17 protein-coding genes are annotated in these 16,629 nt (G+C 32.4%); 14 read left to right on the forward strand and 3 right to left on the reverse strand.

The window, feature by feature from the left end; all coding sequences use genetic code 11:
- Positions 1–6 precede the first annotated feature (6 nt).
- The 5 genes from AST02_RS01560 (at position 7) to AST02_RS01580 (ending at position 4,820) form a co-directional block, all read left to right on the forward strand.
- Complete coding sequence (locus AST02_RS01560) at positions 7–924, forward strand: 3-beta hydroxysteroid dehydrogenase (RefSeq protein ID WP_069815222.1); 918 nt, start codon at positions 7–9, stop codon at positions 922–924.
- Between the two features lie 16 nt (positions 925–940).
- Complete coding sequence (locus AST02_RS01565) at positions 941–1,615, forward strand: response regulator transcription factor (RefSeq protein WP_069815224.1); 675 nt, start codon at positions 941–943, stop codon at positions 1,613–1,615.
- Positions 1,608–2,636 (forward strand): sensor histidine kinase, encoded by a 1,029-nt coding sequence (locus AST02_RS01570; RefSeq protein WP_069815226.1) that lies wholly within the window; start codon positions 1,608–1,610, stop codon positions 2,634–2,636. Before AST02_RS01565 ends, AST02_RS01570 begins: the two co-directional genes overlap by 8 nt.
- Positions 2,637–3,181: 545 nt before the next feature.
- Positions 3,182–3,799 (forward strand): DUF47 domain-containing protein, encoded by a 618-nt coding sequence (locus tag AST02_RS01575; RefSeq protein ID WP_002508370.1) that lies wholly within the window; start codon positions 3,182–3,184, stop codon positions 3,797–3,799.
- Positions 3,800–3,812: 13 nt separating this feature from the next.
- Positions 3,813–4,820, forward strand: coding sequence for an inorganic phosphate transporter (locus AST02_RS01580; RefSeq protein ID WP_069815228.1), 1,008 nt, complete (start codon positions 3,813–3,815; stop codon positions 4,818–4,820).
- A 327-nt stretch (positions 4,821–5,147) separates the two neighbouring features.
- On the opposite strand, the gene AST02_RS01585 is transcribed toward AST02_RS01580, so the two are convergent.
- A complete protein-coding gene (locus AST02_RS01585; protein ID WP_069815230.1) occupies positions 5,148–5,960 on the reverse strand; it encodes a LysM peptidoglycan-binding domain-containing protein in 813 nt (270 codons plus the stop codon).
- A gap of 429 nt (positions 5,961–6,389) precedes the next feature.
- On the opposite strand from AST02_RS01585, the gene AST02_RS01590 reads away from it, so the two are divergent.
- From AST02_RS01590 to AST02_RS01605, 4 genes are all read left to right on the forward strand, one after another.
- Positions 6,390–7,049 (forward strand): Bax inhibitor-1/YccA family protein, encoded by a 660-nt coding sequence (locus tag AST02_RS01590; protein WP_069815232.1) that lies wholly within the window; start codon positions 6,390–6,392, stop codon positions 7,047–7,049.
- 335 nt (positions 7,050–7,384) lie between these two features.
- Positions 7,385–7,741: a transcriptional regulator, SarA/Rot family gene (locus AST02_RS01595; protein ID WP_069815342.1), complete on the forward strand. Its 357-nt coding sequence runs from the start codon at positions 7,385–7,387 to the stop codon at positions 7,739–7,741.
- Positions 7,742–7,971: 230 nt separating this feature from the next.
- On the forward strand, positions 7,972–8,688 hold the full coding sequence (locus tag AST02_RS01600) for a YebC/PmpR family DNA-binding transcriptional regulator (RefSeq protein ID WP_069815234.1): 717 nt from the start codon (positions 7,972–7,974) through the stop codon (positions 8,686–8,688).
- A 1-nt stretch (position 8,689) separates the two neighbouring features.
- Positions 8,690–9,190 (forward strand): cupin domain-containing protein, encoded by a 501-nt coding sequence (locus AST02_RS01605; protein ID WP_069815236.1) that lies wholly within the window; start codon positions 8,690–8,692, stop codon positions 9,188–9,190.
- 112 nt (positions 9,191–9,302) lie between these two features.
- Here AST02_RS01605 and AST02_RS01610 read toward each other — a convergent pair whose 3' ends face one another.
- A complete protein-coding gene (locus AST02_RS01610) occupies positions 9,303–10,415 on the reverse strand; it encodes a 5-methyltetrahydropteroyltriglutamate--homocysteine S-methyltransferase (RefSeq protein WP_069815238.1) in 1,113 nt (370 codons plus the stop codon).
- A 212-nt stretch (positions 10,416–10,627) separates the two neighbouring features.
- Here AST02_RS01610 and AST02_RS01615 point away from each other — a divergent pair, with 212 nt between their 5' ends.
- The 5 genes from AST02_RS01615 (at position 10,628) to AST02_RS01635 (ending at position 15,649) form a co-directional block, all read left to right on the forward strand.
- Positions 10,628–11,356 (forward strand): DUF402 domain-containing protein, encoded by a 729-nt coding sequence (locus AST02_RS01615; protein ID WP_069815240.1) that lies wholly within the window; start codon positions 10,628–10,630, stop codon positions 11,354–11,356.
- A gap of 215 nt (positions 11,357–11,571) precedes the next feature.
- A complete protein-coding gene (locus AST02_RS01620) occupies positions 11,572–12,426 on the forward strand; it encodes a LysR family transcriptional regulator (RefSeq protein WP_069815242.1) in 855 nt (284 codons plus the stop codon).
- 95 nt (positions 12,427–12,521) lie between these two features.
- Positions 12,522–13,730 (forward strand): sugar efflux transporter, encoded by a 1,209-nt coding sequence (locus AST02_RS01625; protein WP_069815245.1) that lies wholly within the window; start codon positions 12,522–12,524, stop codon positions 13,728–13,730.
- Positions 13,731–13,736: 6 nt separating this feature from the next.
- Complete coding sequence (locus AST02_RS01630) at positions 13,737–14,225, forward strand: DUF456 domain-containing protein (protein WP_069815247.1); 489 nt, start codon at positions 13,737–13,739, stop codon at positions 14,223–14,225.
- Positions 14,226–14,488: 263 nt separating this feature from the next.
- Positions 14,489–15,649, forward strand: a complete 1,161-nt coding sequence (locus tag AST02_RS01635) for an MFS transporter (protein WP_069815248.1) — start codon at positions 14,489–14,491, stop codon at positions 15,647–15,649.
- Between the two features lie 237 nt (positions 15,650–15,886).
- Here AST02_RS01635 and AST02_RS01640 read toward each other — a convergent pair whose 3' ends face one another.
- Positions 15,887–16,570 (reverse strand): DUF1129 family protein, encoded by a 684-nt coding sequence (locus tag AST02_RS01640; protein WP_069815250.1) that lies wholly within the window; start codon positions 16,568–16,570, stop codon positions 15,887–15,889.
- Positions 16,571–16,629 lie beyond the last annotated feature (59 nt).

The raw sequence follows: 16,629 nt of genomic DNA on the forward strand, positions 1-16,629 counted from the left end.
ATAACTATGAAACCTAATATTTTATTAGCAGGTGTAACAGGCTATATAGGGAAAAACTTAATACAATCTATTAAAGATGAGGCAACGCTTTTTACGATGTCGAAATATCCTAAAGAAGATGAGTTTCAAGAAGTGACATGGTTAAAAAAAGATATTTATAATTATAATGATGTTCTTGAGTCAATGGAAGGTATGGATATGGCCATCTATTATTTAGATCCAACCAAGCATTCAGCAAAGCTGACCAAAGCAACAGCTAGAGATATGAATTTAATTGCTGCTGATAATTTTGGACGTGCGACAGCTAAAAAAGGAATCAAAAAAATTATTTATATTAGTGGTAGTCGCTTTGATAATGAGTCAATAGAGCGATTGTCGGCGTATGGAACGCCTGTCGAAAAAACAGAAGTAAAAGTTTCACGACCTCATGTTGCAGTCGAGTTACAAGTTTCAAAGTATGATGATGTACGAAGTGCACTTAATGTACAATTGCCAATGAACTGGACCTTAAATCAAATGGTGGAATATTATTTTGATTGGTTAAATAAAACTAAAGGAACGATGTTACATACTTATAATGAAGGCGATAATTTTGTTGTTTATATCAAAGATAAACGCAATCCAATACTTGTACTTCATAAAACGATAACAGAAAGCGATATGATTACATTAAATTTAGTAGGTGGATCGATAGTAAAACCGAATCTAACGAAACAAGGAAAGTTAGAATTCCGAAAGCTGGAAGGAACACAAACTGTAATCGTCCATTTATATGATTATATTCCTAAACTCATCTGGCCAGCGTATTACTTGTTCCAATCACCATTTCAAGATTTGATGATGAGAGGATTTGAAATAGATTGTCGTATAAAACACTTCAATGGTCGTATACAATCAGGTGAAGAAATAAAATATACTAAATAATTGAAAAGGTGATCATGTGGACATTTTATTAGTAGAAGATGATATGACATTATTTAAAGAACTGAGTGAAGAATTAGAACAATGGGACTTTCAAGTGCATGGCATCAGTGATTTTAATGATGTTATGTCAAAATTTGAAGAAGTGAATGCTGCAATTGTAATTATGGATGTTAAATTGCCTAAGTATGATGGTTTTTATTGGACTCGAAAAATTAGAGAGGTCTCCAATACACCTATTCTATTCTTATCTTCACGGGATAACCCAATGGACCAAGTTATGAGTATGGAATTAGGCGCAGATGATTATGTCCAAAAACCATTTAATACGAGTGTACTTATTGCAAAACTACAAGCTATATATAGACGCGTCTATCAATTCAGTATTGATGAGAAGCGTGTACTGTCTTGGCAGGAAACGACTTTAGATTTATCTAAAGATAGCATTAGTAAAGGTGATGCTCAAATCTATTTATCTAAAACTGAAATGATTATCTTAGAAATGCTAGTGAAAAAGCAAAATCAAATCGTTACTAGAGATACTTTGATTACAGCATTGTGGGATGATGAAGCATTTGTAAGTGATAACACGTTAACTGTTAATGTGAATCGTTTAAGGAAAAAGTTAGCTGATATTGATATGAATGATGCGATTGAAACTAAAATAGGCAAAGGGTATATGGCGCATGGCTAACATTCAATGGTTATTTATCTTTCTACGCTCACGATTAAATTGGATACTTTGGCTCATATTATTACATTTCATTTTTCTATTTATTGCATATTTAGATTACGATATCAGTGTAAGTAGTATTTTTTATATTATTATTTTGAATTTAGGGATCTCAGTTATTTTTTTGTTATATACATATATAAAGGAAGTAAAATTTTTCAAACATTTGTACAATAACATCGAGCCTGAAGAACTAAAGCATAAATCTCTTGCTGATACACCATTTCAACAAGAGATGGTCAATTATTTGTATAATCAAATTACAAGTCAGAAAATGTTAGTTACAACTCAGAAAAAACAAATTCAAACAACTGAAGCGTCATTAACTGATTTCGTGCATGATATTAAGACACCAGTAACAGCAATGAAGCTACTGATCGAAAAAGAGCAAGATGTAGAGCGAAAGTACGCCTTGCTTTTTGAGTGGTCGAGAATTAATGGAATGTTAGACAGACAATTATTTTTAACGAGATTAGAGTTTCAAAATAATGATTTATATTTTGAACATGTAGCATTAAAACGTCTTATTATAGAAGAAATACAAATCACAAGGTATATTAGTCAATCTAAAGGCATTGATTACGATCTTGATTTTGAAGCGGACTATGATGTCTATACAGATACAAAATGGTGTCGGATGATGATAAGACAAATTTTATCTAATGCTATTAAATATAGTGAAGATAGTACAATTCACATTAAAGCTCATATAGTTAATAAACATGTAACACTTGAAATTATAGATGAAGGTAGAGGGATTAGTAAGAAAGATTTGCCGAGAATTTATGATAAAGGATTTACTTCCACTGCTTATCGTAATGAGACCACTTCATCAGGCATTGGTCTATATTTAGTAGGTAACGTTAAAGACAAATTAGGAATCCGAGTGGATATCACTTCAGAAGAACAAATTGGAACAAAGGCTTCATTTATGTTTCCTAATCAAAATGAACTTGTTGCAAGATTATCTAAAAAGCAATGAAATCTGTTATGATTTCATTGCTTAAGAGGGTCGACAAAGTCTACACTTTTTGGCAGTTATCTGTGCACGCTTTCCACGGGCACAGCCTCAGCCTGTAGTCTTCGGCTAGTGCTTTTCCCGTAGGAGTCGGCACAAATAACTGTTATTTTCAAATCATATATGTTCTGAAGCGTTGAAATCTGTTATGATTTCAATGCTTTTTAATTATGAAATTCGCAAATTTAAAATGTGAACTATAATAAATTTTAGAAAAATATATTTCGGACAAAATTTTTGCTCCTACAAATTTTAAATGTTAAGAGATTGTAAATTTAATTGTGGAATTGTAAATTTTGTGCTATTTTCATATAAGGACAAATCAACATTTGTGAGATTTTTTAACCGGTATAGAAGCAAAGACTCATTTCCATGAATGTAAGGACACATTAAGTGATGATGAGTGAATTGTTAATCTTGCCAATTTTAATTTGTCTTAAAAGAGTTTTGATTTTTTAAATTTATTGAAGCTGATTGGAAACAGTCGCTGTAAATGGAGGATTTTTTGGATGTTTAACAAGAAAAAAGATAAGTTCATGGTGCAACTTGAAGAAATGGTCTTTAACTTAGATCGAGCGGCAATTGAGTTTGGGAAAATGGATTTTAATACGCACTTAGATCTGAAAGCTTATTCAGACAATATTAAAAAATATGAGTCACACGGTGACGAATTAATGCATCAAGTGATTTCCGATTTAAACCAAACCTTCATCACACCAATTGAACGTGAGGATATCCTTTCATTATGTAATGCAATTGATGATGTTTTAGATGCAATAGAAGAAACGTCAGCGATGTTTGAAATGTATTCAATTGAATATACAGATGAATACATGGCTGAATTTGTTGATAATATCCAAAAAGCTATTGCAGAAATGAAATTAGCTGTTGGGTTACTTGTTGATAAAAAATTATCGCATATGCGTATTCATTCTATTAATATTAAAGAATTTGAAACAAATTGTGATGGCATTTTACGTCAATCAATCAAACATATTTTTAACAGTGAAACAGATCCAATAACGCTTATTAAAATAAAAGAAATTTATGAAAGCATGGAAGAAATTGCAGATAAATGTCAAGCTGTAGCGAATAACTTTGAAACTATAATTATGAAAAATAGCTAAGGAGTCCTAACTAATGGAATATATTTTAATCATCACAGTAGCTATTGTTATTTTTTCACTTATCTTTGACTTTATCAATGGTTTTCATGATACAGCCAATGCTGTCGCTACTGCTGTTTCAACCCGTGCATTAACGCCTAGAACTGCTATTATATTAGCATCAGTTATGAACTTTATTGGTGCATTAGCTTTTACTGGAGTTGCAGGTACAATAACTAAAGATATTGTAGACCCATTTAAATTAGAAAATGGGCTTGTTGTGGTGCTATCAGCGATTATTGCAGCAATTTTTTGGAACTTGCTTACTTGGTTTTATGGTATACCGAGTTCATCTTCTCATGCGCTAATTGGTTCCATTGCAGGTGCAGCTATCGCATCTCAAGGGTCGTTTGCCGTATTACACTATGAAGGTTTTACAAAAATCATTGCTGTATTACTGATATCACCAGTAATTGCTTTTTGTGTAGGTTTCATTATGTATTCAATTGTTAAAGTCGTATTTAAAAATGCAAACTTAACAAAATCAAATAGAAACTTTAGATTCTTCCAAATTTTCACAGCGTCGTTACAATCATTTTCACATGGTACCAACGATGCTCAAAAATCAATGGGTATTATTACATTAGCTTTAATCGTAGCTAACTTACAACCAGGTGGTTCTGTTGAACCACAATTGTGGGTTAAAATTGCCTGTGCCACTGCTATGGGGTTAGGAACAGCTGTTGGTGGTTGGAAAATCATTAAAACAGTTGGTGGTAATATAATGAAAATTCGTCCGGCTAATGGTGCTGCGGCAGATTTATCATCAGCTTTAACAATCTTTGTAGCATCTTCATTACATTTTCCGTTATCAACGACGCATGTTGTTTCTTCATCTATTCTAGGTGTAGGCTCATCTAATCGTATTAAAGGCGTGAAATGGAATACTGCGCAACGTATGATTGTTACATGGGTTATCACAATGCCGATTTCTGCAATTGTTGCTGCCCTTGTTTATTTCGTTATGAATATCTTCCTATAATTAGGTATGTTATAGCGTGATTAGCGTTTGAAGTATAAAAGAGTTTGGGCGTGATTGTCTATTCTCAAAATAAGACCGATGCTGAGACATGTATTTATGTCCCAGCATCGGTCTTTTATTTATAGACATCAGTGACTTTGTTATAAGCATTTTATAAGATATGTTAGTAGAGTAGGCAGTAAAAGCTATTTATAAGCTCATAAGACGACTGAGTGAGCTTATGAGTGATGTTGTATGTGATCTTGTTTAAAATAGTTCAAATTAAAAAGCAGTTAGCATTCTAAAGAGAAGTCTAACTGCTTTTTTATTCAATATGAAATTCATACATTAATGAATATAATTATAGCTTGAAGCTTGTGAAGCTGGGATTGTACGATAATCTACTGTCCCTGGTGCAGTATTATAATTCATTTCTGAAATTAAAATACTACCATCTGGATTAACTTGTTCTACATAAGCTACGTGACCAATAGGGCCTTCGTAATTTTGCATAATTGAGCCAACGCTTGGTGTATTATTTACAGTATAACCATCTGCTGCTGCATTGTTTGCCCAATGATCAGCATTCCACCAATATGTGCTAATTGGTTTACCAGTCTCAGCTCTACGATTAAATACGTGCCATGTACATTGACCCCAATCGTATAGATTAGCATCACTTGCTGATGAACTACCTGTATTTTGGTTTGGTGTTGTTGTACCACCAGAACCGCCAGAACCACCAGTTGCCCCTGGAATTGTTAATGTTTGATTCGGATAGATTATGTATCCACTCAAATTGTTTGCTGATATAAGTTCATCTACTGAAACACCATAATTGTTTGCAATTGTGTTTAATGACTCACCAGATTCTACAGTATGCGTTGAGCCGCCAGATGATTGTGAAGAAGAGTTTGAACTTGAGCCTTGCTCTTGTGAACCACTTCCACCAATTTCAATAACTTGTCCCGGAAATACAATATTGTTATTGATATCATTACTTTGTTTGATTTCATCTACTGAAACACCGTATTGTTGTGAAATTGTCCAAAGTGACTCACCAGATTTCACTGTGTGTTGTGTTGATGCATCGGCTTCATGATTAGAAATAACCGCTGCAGCGCCTGAAGCAGCTGTTACTGCAAATGCTAACTTTTTCAAAAGAACTCCTCCTTCAATTCCTATATACCCTAAAAGCAGATATGTATTAAATATATGTGATAGTTTCTTTAATCTGAATTCACGTTCCATACTATCAAAAATCAGATGTTTTGTGGGTGTTGTTATAAAGATGTAATATTATTAATATTTGAGTGCAAAAAGGATTAAGTCTCTCAAGACGCTTATTATGCGATTTATAAGACTTTATAAAGAGAGAATGGTATTTAGTTTTTTCGTATTTGTAACAATTAAGTTGCTTGTAGTTAGAAATAGATAGGATCAGCTCAATACACTTGGAAAATTATAAGAATCATGTTTGGTATGGTTTGAAATAGTGAAAGTTAAAGTATTACGTTTATTGAAGGTTATTGATGTTATTATAATATTCAAGTATTTAAATATTATTTTTATAGTTAAGGAGTGAATCAATTGGCTGAAACGGCACAACATATAAATAAGCATAAACAACAGTCTAAAGATAAATCTAAGTCTCATGCTTATGGAAAAGTATGGCTCTTTTTTGTCTATTACTGGATTATTTTTGGCATTGGTTGTTACTTCGGACAATACTTGCCATTGGAATGGAGAAGACCTTTATCATTCGTATTACTTGGTTTAGTTCTTATCACTGTTATTTTTAACAGAGCGCGTAAATATGGTTTAGTCATTTCTCACATATATGCAATTGTAGTAGGATTGCTATCATTCGCAACATTTACGACATATATGCAAAATTTAGGACCTGAAGTATTCTATAAAAATGTAATTCTTGCCATTGCAGGATTTATGGTGTTCGGCATTATAGGCTTTTTTGTAATTGGTAATGCCGCAAGTATGGGTAAATATTTATTTGTAACATTAATAGCGCTAATTGTTGCAAGTTTGATTGGTATGTTTATTCAAAATTCATTGTTCCATACGATTATTACTGTGGTAGGTCTATTATTGTTCCTTCTTTACACATTATACGATTTTAATCGTATGAAACGGGGACAATACTCACCAAGAGAAATGGGCTTTAATTTATTCATCAATTTATTACACATTATAAAATATGTTTTAAGACTAGCAAATAAATTTAGAAAATAAAGAAGCAACTATCGATAAAGTATTTGCTTTTTGATAATTAAGTAATTAACATGAATACACCCTTAAAGTTGATTTTAGTATTTAACTTTAAGGGTGTATTTTTATATTCAGCGAATATTTAGTGATGACACGATTTTTAAAAAAGTGACCTAATCAGTGTTTATTATAATTTAGTTAAATTAATAAAAAAGTGTTGACAAATTTAATTATTTTATTCAAAATTACGTAAAGATAAAAGTATATTGATTCAAATAAAAAAACACAAAAATAAAACAGTGTTACTTATCAAGGTGTTAGAAACATTCATCATAATTTCAATTGAAGGTGTGATAGCAATGAATGAAGAGAAAAAGGCGCAATTTTTAAATGTTTATAAAAAATATAAAAGTTTAACGCATTACATAGAACAAAAATATAAACTGACAATCAATGATGTAGAAGTTTTAGAACTCATTCAGCAAAATTGTAGTGAAAAGCATATGTTGATGCAGCCATTTTTAAAAATTGCTACTGCGGAACTGGATTTGAGTAGAACTAAAGTGCTTGCTTCCATTCGTCGTTTGATTGATCAAGATAGAGTAAGTAAGATACGTTCGACAGAAGATGAACGTAAAGTATACTTATTAATGAACGAAAAAAACGCAGCACATTACAAGGCATTATTAGATGAAATTGAATCATATACTGAGTAAAAGATGTGGATCAAGTAATGAGATGTCCTTTATTGATTCATATTTTGAGATGATTTAAAAGACTAGTGGTACACACGAAATTCTGTTGCGTATCACTAGTCTTATTTATTATGTAATATATAAGGTGTGGTTATTTGTCATTTATATACGTAGTTCTATGTAATAGCGCTAAATTATTGTATAATATATCATGTTAATAAAAATATTTTTCGAGAAAGTGTGATGAAAGTATGGGACGTAAGTGGAATAATATTAAAGAGAAAAAAGCTCAAAAGGACAAAAATACAAGTCGAATTTACGCTAAATTCGGTAAAGAAATTTATGTAGCGGCTAAATCAGGTGAACCAGACCCGGAATCAAACCAGGCGCTAAGATTAACTTTAGAAAGAGCTAAAACTTATTCTGTACCGAATCATATTATTGATCGAGCGATAGAAAAAGCTAAGGGCGCAAGTGAAGAAAACTACGATGAATTAAGATATGAAGGCTTTGGACCAAATGGGTCAATGATTATCGTAGACGCATTAACAGAAAATGTGAATAGAACTGCTTCTGATGTACGTGCAGCTTTTGGTAAAAATGGCGGTAATATGGGTGTTTCTGGGTCAGTTGCGTATATGTTTGATCATACGGCTGTGTTTGGTATTGAAGGCAAATCAGCAGATGATACCTTAGAAGCATTGATGGAAAAAGATATCGATGTGAGAGACATTATTGAAGAAAATGGGTTAACTATTATTTACGCTGAGCCAGATCAATTTGCTCAAGTTCAAGATGCTCTACGTGAAACAGGTGTTGAAGAATTTAAGGTCGCTGAATTTGAGATGTTGCCACAATCAGATATAGAATTATCTGAAGAAGATCAAGAAGCGTTTGAAACATTAGTTGATGCTTTAGAAGATTTAGAAGACGTTCAAAATGTTTTCCATAATGTGGATTTGAAGTAATATGGATGGAAATATTCAGTATTGGCTTAACCAATTAGATTTACAGCCTCATCCAGAAGGTGGCTATTATAAAGAGGTTATCAAAGCTAATTCAAATTATCTAAATGAAAGAGCAGCATATTCAAGTATTTATTTCTTGTTGACACATGACAATATATCGCATTTTCATCGTATTGATGCAGATGAAATATGGTATTATCACGCGGGGGATTCTCTAACAGTGCATATGATTTATCCAGATGGATGTTATCAAAGTGTGACAATTGGTAAAGACCTTGAAGCAGGTGATGTTCTACAACACGTGGTTCCAAAAGGGACGATTTTTGCTTCTTCGATTGAAGGTCAAAATGGTTATGCACTTGTTGGTTGTATGTGCCAACCTGCATTTGACTTTGAACATTTTGAATTACTTAGTAAAGAATGGTTAAATAATCAATTTCCAAGTTTAGAAGATATTCATGAACGTTATGCCTTATCCGAAAGTGATATAGCTGGAAATTAATTAATTTCTAATTTAAAGCATCTGTATATGAATAAAGGCCTATCAGATTTTTAGAATCTGATAGGCCTCTCATTTTTAATATTAATACTTCGTTCTGGATAGTGAAGTATGTTTATTTTGCTGTTCCAAAGACTTCGTTTGCAATTTCTACAACGTAAGCTAGTTTGTTCCATTGCTCATCTTCAGTCAATTTATTGCCTTCTTCTGTTGAAGCAAAGCCACATTGTGGACTCAAACAAATTTGATCTAAATCAACATATTGTTGTGCTTCTTTAATACGTGCTAGGATGGCAGATTTATCTTCTAAGTCACCAGTTTTTGAAGTGAAAAGACCTAATACAGCTGCTGAATTTTCTTTAGGGAAGAAGCGTAATGGCTCAAAATCACCAGAACGATCATCATCATATTCTAAGAAAAAACCGCCTAAATTTTCTTTGAATAAATAAGGTGCAACTGGCTCGTAACCACCTGAAATTGCCCAAGTAGATTGATAATTACCACGACAAATATGTGTAGTAATAAGTAGGTCTTCTGGTAAATCTTGGACCGCTTCATTTACAACACGATATGCAAGTTGACGTGCTGCTTCTTTGTCTGCTTCAGTACGATCACGTCCACGTGTTTTCTGAGAACCAGAAGTTAGGTTAGCCCAATAAACATCATCTAATTGAATGTAACGCGCGCCTAATTCATAAAATTTGAGTAAACTTTCACGGTAAGCCTGAGCCACATCATGTGCATAAGCTTCGATATCTGGATAGATGTCTTCATTTAATATATTTGGATGGAACAATTGGTTTGGACTTGGGATAGATACTTTTGCTGTTGCACGTCCGTTAACTTTGTCATATAAAAATTTAAAGTGTTCAAAATGTGGATGATTTGGGTTAAAAGCGACTTTACTTTCAACTTTAACATTATGATTTCTTGTCTCAACACCTTCAAATGCTAAACCACGATCAGATGTATAGCCTTTGACGCCACCTAAATTTTCTAAGAAATCGAAATGCCACCAGCTTCTGCGGAATTCGCCATCAGTGATGCTATGTAAACCTACTTCTAGTTGTTTCTCTATGATGTGCTCAATTTCTTCGTCCTCGATATCTCGTAATGCTTGTGCATCGATGACTTCATTTTGATAATCTTTACGTGCATCTTTTAGGCGTTGCGGTCTTAATAAACTACCGACATGATCGGCTCTAAAAGGTCTTTGAATGACTGCCATGTTACTAGCTCCTTTATTTATAGAATTTTCAGAAAAATATAGATAAAATCTATCAAACTTTATTATAATTGTCAATTTCGCTTTTACACTATGAAATATAGTACAATAATAATAATTAAATTCGTGATACAAAATTGGAAGACGTTCAGTATAATCCATAAGATGACATAAAGTAAACAGTTTTATATAATAATGACAAGGAGTTGGTGACAGTGAAAGTAAAATATATTGATAAGCGTCACTGGCGTCGTATCATTGACAAAGAGTATACAGAAGTCAAAGTAAACAACAACAAGTTCAAGGGTATTATTGGTTTGGTGACGATGAAAAAAGTACGCGAACCATTAGAGGTCACAGTGGTGGGGCAAAATATTATTGTTGCAGATGATAACTATCAATGGCTACAAATCTTGCCCGAAAAAAAACGATATAGCATTACAGTGATGCTAGATGACAAAGGCAACCCATTAGAATATTACTTTGATATAAATATTAAGAATGTTACACAAAAAGGAAACGCACGTACAATAGATTTATGTTTAGATGTACTTGTATTACCAAATGGGGAATATGAACTTGTAGATGAAGACGATTTACAACGTGCTTTAGACCAAGGACAAATTACTAAAAAGCAATATCACGAAGCTTATATTATTGCGCATCAATTAATGATAAAAATTGAAGCTGATTTTTCGACTATGAAAGATAAAATTATGTATTGTTATTACAAGATTAAACAAAAATCAAAAAATCAAAACCACCCATTACATGGTAAAACCAAACATAATGAGCATAAACATAAACCATATAAACATAAACCACACAAGCCACACGATCATAAACATCCAAACAAGCATATTAAAAGTGAAAACCACAATCAGCAAAGTCACAATCATAACCAAAATCATCCAACGCATCGCGACTCAGAGCCAGAATATTAAGCTTATATGCACTTATATAATTGGATGATCTATACATTGTGAAACGGTGTATGAGTATGATGTGAATCATGTTATAGTGACACTGCTAGATGATAAAGAATAAAGAACATACATCATTTAAAGATTGAAATGATACTATGAAATGTTTTGAGAAAATGAATAACAATCAATAAATGAAGTGATTAAAAGTGCTTTTTAAAATATAGGGGGATAATATGAAGATTGACGATTATCGCTTGTTAACCACTTTAGATGAAACAAGAACACTAAGGAAAGCAGCAGAAATATTATATATTTCACAACCTGCAGTAACACAACGTTTAAAATCAATTGAAAATGCTTTTGGTGTAAATGTTTTTATACGTACTAAGAAACAATTGATTACCACAACAGAAGGTTCTATGATTATAGAGCATGCAAGAGATATGCTAAATAAAGAGCGTTTGTTTTTAGATAAAATGCAAGCGCACATTGGTGAAGTTAATGGTACGATTTCAATCGGTTGTTCTTCATTAATCGGACAAACTTTATTACCGCAAGTATTAAACTTATTTACACGCCAATTTCCTAATGTAGAAATTCAAGTTCAAGTAGGTTCGAGTGAACAAATTAAAGCAAACCATAGAGACTACCATGTGATGATTATACGTGGGAATAAAATTATGAACTTAAGTAACACACATTTATTTAATGATGAGCATTATTTTATTAATCCTAAAAATCGTTATGAGGATGTTGATAAAATGCCATTTATTGAATTTCAAGCAGATCCAATTTATATTAACCAAATTAAAGAATGGTATGGGAGTCAAATAGGTCAAGATTATCATGCTATGATTACTGTTGATCAAGTGGCTACATGTAAAGAAATGTTGTTAAATGGTGTTGGCGTAACAATTTTACCTGAAATCATGATGAAGCATCTAGACCGTGATCAGTTTGAATTTAGACGTGTAAATATAGATGAAAAACCATTGATTCGTTCTACATTTTTAAGTTACGATTCTAGCATGTTACAATTGCCTCAAGTAGAATCATTTATCAATTTAATGATGGAATATGTTGAATAACATCAATGAGAGCTAATACATAAGCATTGATACATTGCGTATTTAAGTAATATACAAGAATTGACACCTAATTTATTAGAATAGAGGTTTGTTATATGTTTAGTGCTTTATTACATATTAAGAATTACAAACTATTTGTAGTCAATATGATGCTTTTAGGTATGGGAATCTCAATCACTGTCCCTTATCTTATTTTGTTTGCGACCAATGATTTGGGTATGACTTCTACACAATATGGTCTGCTATTAGCATTAGCAGCAATCAGTCAATTTATAATGAACACGATTGTTGCACGCTTTTCTGATACACACAATATAAATAGGAAGGTCATAATTATTACAGCACTGTTAATGGGTGCTGTCAGTTTTTCTATTTACTTCTATATTCATGAAATATGGATATTTATTGTTATGTATGCTGTTTTTCAAGGATTTTTCGCGCCTGCAATGCCTCAAATGTACGCTTCAGCTAGAGAGTCTATCAATGTTTCTGCTTCAAGAGATAGAGCGAAGTTTGCGAATGCCGTATTGCGTTCAATGTTTTCATTTGGATTCCTGTTTGGTCCGTTAATCGGCGCTTTATTATTAGGTGTAAATGGTTATGCAGGGTTATTTACTGGAACTGTTACCATTATTTTATTTACACTGATGTTACAGGTATTCTTTTTTAAAGATATCAAAACTAAACAAACCACAACTGATGTGAATCAAGTTGAGGCGAAAGCCCCTAACATGTTACATGACAAGGCATTATTAGTTCCATTTTTAGCCTTTATTTTATTACATATTGGCCAATGGATGTATACATTGAATATGCCGTTGTTTGTCACTAAATATTTGAATGAAGCTGAAGGATATGTAGGCGGTTTAGCCAGTCTATGTGCCGGTTTAGAAGTTCCATTTATGGTCGTGTTAGGTATTTTATCAGCTAAGCTCACGACACGTGTTTTACTGATGTTAGGTGGACTATTTGGTGGACTATTTTACTTTAGTATTGGCGTATTTGAAAGTCTAGTGATGATGTTTGTGGGCCAAGTATTTTTAGCTATTTTCTTAGCAATATTACTTGGCTTAGGCATCAGTTATTTCCAAGATATTTTACCGGATTTTCCAGGATATGCATCTACACTTTTTGCTAACGCGATGGTGATAGGTCAGTTATGTGGGAACTTATTAGGTGGAATTATGAGTCACTGGGTAGGCTTGGGTAATGTATTCTTTGTATCAGCGGCAGCTATCTTTTTAGGTATGATATTAATATACTTTACGAAAGATCAAAAATTCACAGAAGAAAGTATGGAGTAGATAAAAATGACAGTAATTTTATGGCTATTAATTATCGCATCATTCGTCTTAGCATTTGTAGGTTTAATTAAACCTATTATTCCATCAGTGCTTGTATTATGGGTAGGATTTTTAATTTATCAATTCGCATTTCATAATGGTAATTTATCATGGATATTCTATGTATCAATGATTTTATTCACTGTGTTTATTCTGGTAGCAGATTTCGTCATGAATAAATATTTTGTGAATAAATTTGGTGGTTCTAAGCTCAGCGAGTATGCGGCACTTATTGGTGTAATTGTAGGTTGCTTTGTATTTCCACCATTTGGAATTATTATTATTCCATTTATTGCGGTACTCGTTGTTGAAATGATACAAGAACCTAACTTTTCAAAGGCTTTAAAAGCAAGTTTTGGATCCATCGTAGCATTTTTAGCGAGTGCTGTTGCGCAAGGGATTATCATGTTTATCATGGTCGTGTGGTTCTTTATTGACGCATTACTAATTAATTAAAATTAGCGAGTTAGCTATTGTCATAAGAAGGGTAATTAAGTGTTCTAAGCGCTTTTAACTTTCATTTGATGATTGCTAACTTTTTTATTTTTTTAGTAGTATGATGATGTAAAGTAATTTATTAAATGAATACATCTAAATTAAATGTAAGCGAATTAATTATAAAAATGGAAAGAAATCAAGCAATACCCTTGTTTTTGGCAACTGAATTTTAGTATAATCACAAAATGTGTGAAAAAATAAGAGTTTTGAAGGGAGTCAAAATGAAATATCCAATTGCTATATGGATGCTTGCAATCGGTGCGTTTGCAATAGGTATGACAGAATTTGTAATTATGGGGTTATTACCTAATATTGCACGAGATTTTGACGTAACTGTAAGTCAGGCAGGACAACTTATAACTGGCTATGCATTAGGTGTGGCAATCGGTGGACCTATCATAGTTATGTTAACGATTAAATGGAATAGAAAATATTTATTACTCGCATTAATGGGTATTTTTATATTAGGGAATTTTGCTGCTTCATTTAGTACGAGTTATGGCTTTATGATGACGAGTCGTATTATTACATCGTTGGCTCATGGTTCATTCTTTGGTATAGGTTCTATTTTAGCTGCGAATATGGTGCGGCCAGAGAAACGTGCAAGCGCGATGGCACTAATGTTTATGGGATTAAGTTTAAGTAATATTTTAGGTGTACCATTCGGGACATTAATAGGTCAAAACTTTGGCTGGCCGATGACGTTTATCATTATTTCTATTATAGGGACATTAGCACTTATAGGTATTATTATTTTTGTGCCTATGCAACGTGACACGATAAAATCATCAATGAAAAAAGAATTACAAATTTTAAAAGAAAAACGTTTATGGTTAACATTAGCAGTGACATTATTTGGTTTCAGTAGCGTGTTTGCATACTTCACTTATATTTCTACAGTATTGACTGATGTATCAAATGTACAAGAAAACTTGATCTCGTATCTGTTAATTATTTTTGGAGTAGGTGTGACATTAGGTAACGTCGTAGGTGGTAAACTTGCGGATTGGAATTTAAATAAAGCATTACAAATTATTTTTTCTATCTTTATCGTTTACTTCCTATTATTATACTTTATACAAATGAATGGTTTCTTTATGGTAGCAGGCATATTCTTCTTTGGTTTAATCGGCTTTAGTATGAGTCCATCATTACAATTTAAAAGTACGATTATTTCTAAAGATGCGCCTACGCTTGCAAGTACATTAAACCAATCTGCATTTAATTTAGGTAATGCGCTAGGTGCCTTTATTGGTGGCGTTGTCGTGACGAATTTACCGATAGCATCATTAAGTTTAATTGCACCAATCTTAACTGCAATCGGTCTGATATTCTTGTTTATTAGTATCGCTGTGGAGAGAAAAGAAGGCATGGCGCCTTAATAGCAATGCATATCACGTAACAATATGAATAAGAGCACTGGGACATAAATATCTCATTCTCAAATTAAAAGCACTAATCTATTAGTTTATAATGGATTAGTGCTTTTCTATTTAAAATATGTCACTTTTGAAGGTGGATGCTTGGTGCACGTAGAAAATCAGCTGGTAGTAAGTACAATATTTTATTAAAAGTCTAGGCGTTATAACGAAATAGCCGCTGTTATTCAAAGAACAAGATTATAAAGATGTATTCGCATCTTTATTTGTATAATGATGATCAATAAATAAAGCGATAGGTATAACGACAAATGAAATTATAATAAAGGACCAATTACTTATTAATATGTAAGGCCCAAATGCTAAAAATGATTGAGGAATGAAAAATACATAAAATATTGCATATAATAGTAATAAAATGACAATATACGTTAATATCCATGTCCAATGAGACTTTGTAAAACATTGCATTTGCACAGTTCGGAATATCATCCATATAAATAGAAAAATGATAAAAATGCCCACTAACACGACAAGAGGAAATGAATATAAATATAATCGTTTCGCACCAATGAAAAAGCCAATAAATCCTTTAAGAAAACAAAATATCCCAAAGAACAAGAAAATATGCTGAATAATGTATTTGAAAATATTTAAAACTGTTTCGTTTGGTAATTTTTTGAGTTCCTTTTTGGCATGTGACTTAGGATCATGTTCAAAGAAATCCATGGCGAGTATGCCTTCTTTTTCAGCTTCCAATAATTGATTTAAAATACGATTTAACATTTTTTCAGAATCGTGAGGGTTAACGCTTAAATCCGCTCGGACGTATGTCATGTAATTTTCGAATGCATCTCTATCTGTATTATTTAATCGCAAAGCTTTTACATTATTTTCTCGCATTAATTTGTCAGTAGATTTCATTTGAATTTCGCAGTCCTTTTTATAGAATGTAATGATAAGGCTTATTATGACGAATATAA

Origin of the sequence: Staphylococcus equorum (assembly GCF_001747895.1) — a bacterium.
GTDB lineage: Bacteria > Bacillota > Bacilli > Staphylococcales > Staphylococcaceae > Staphylococcus > Staphylococcus equorum_A.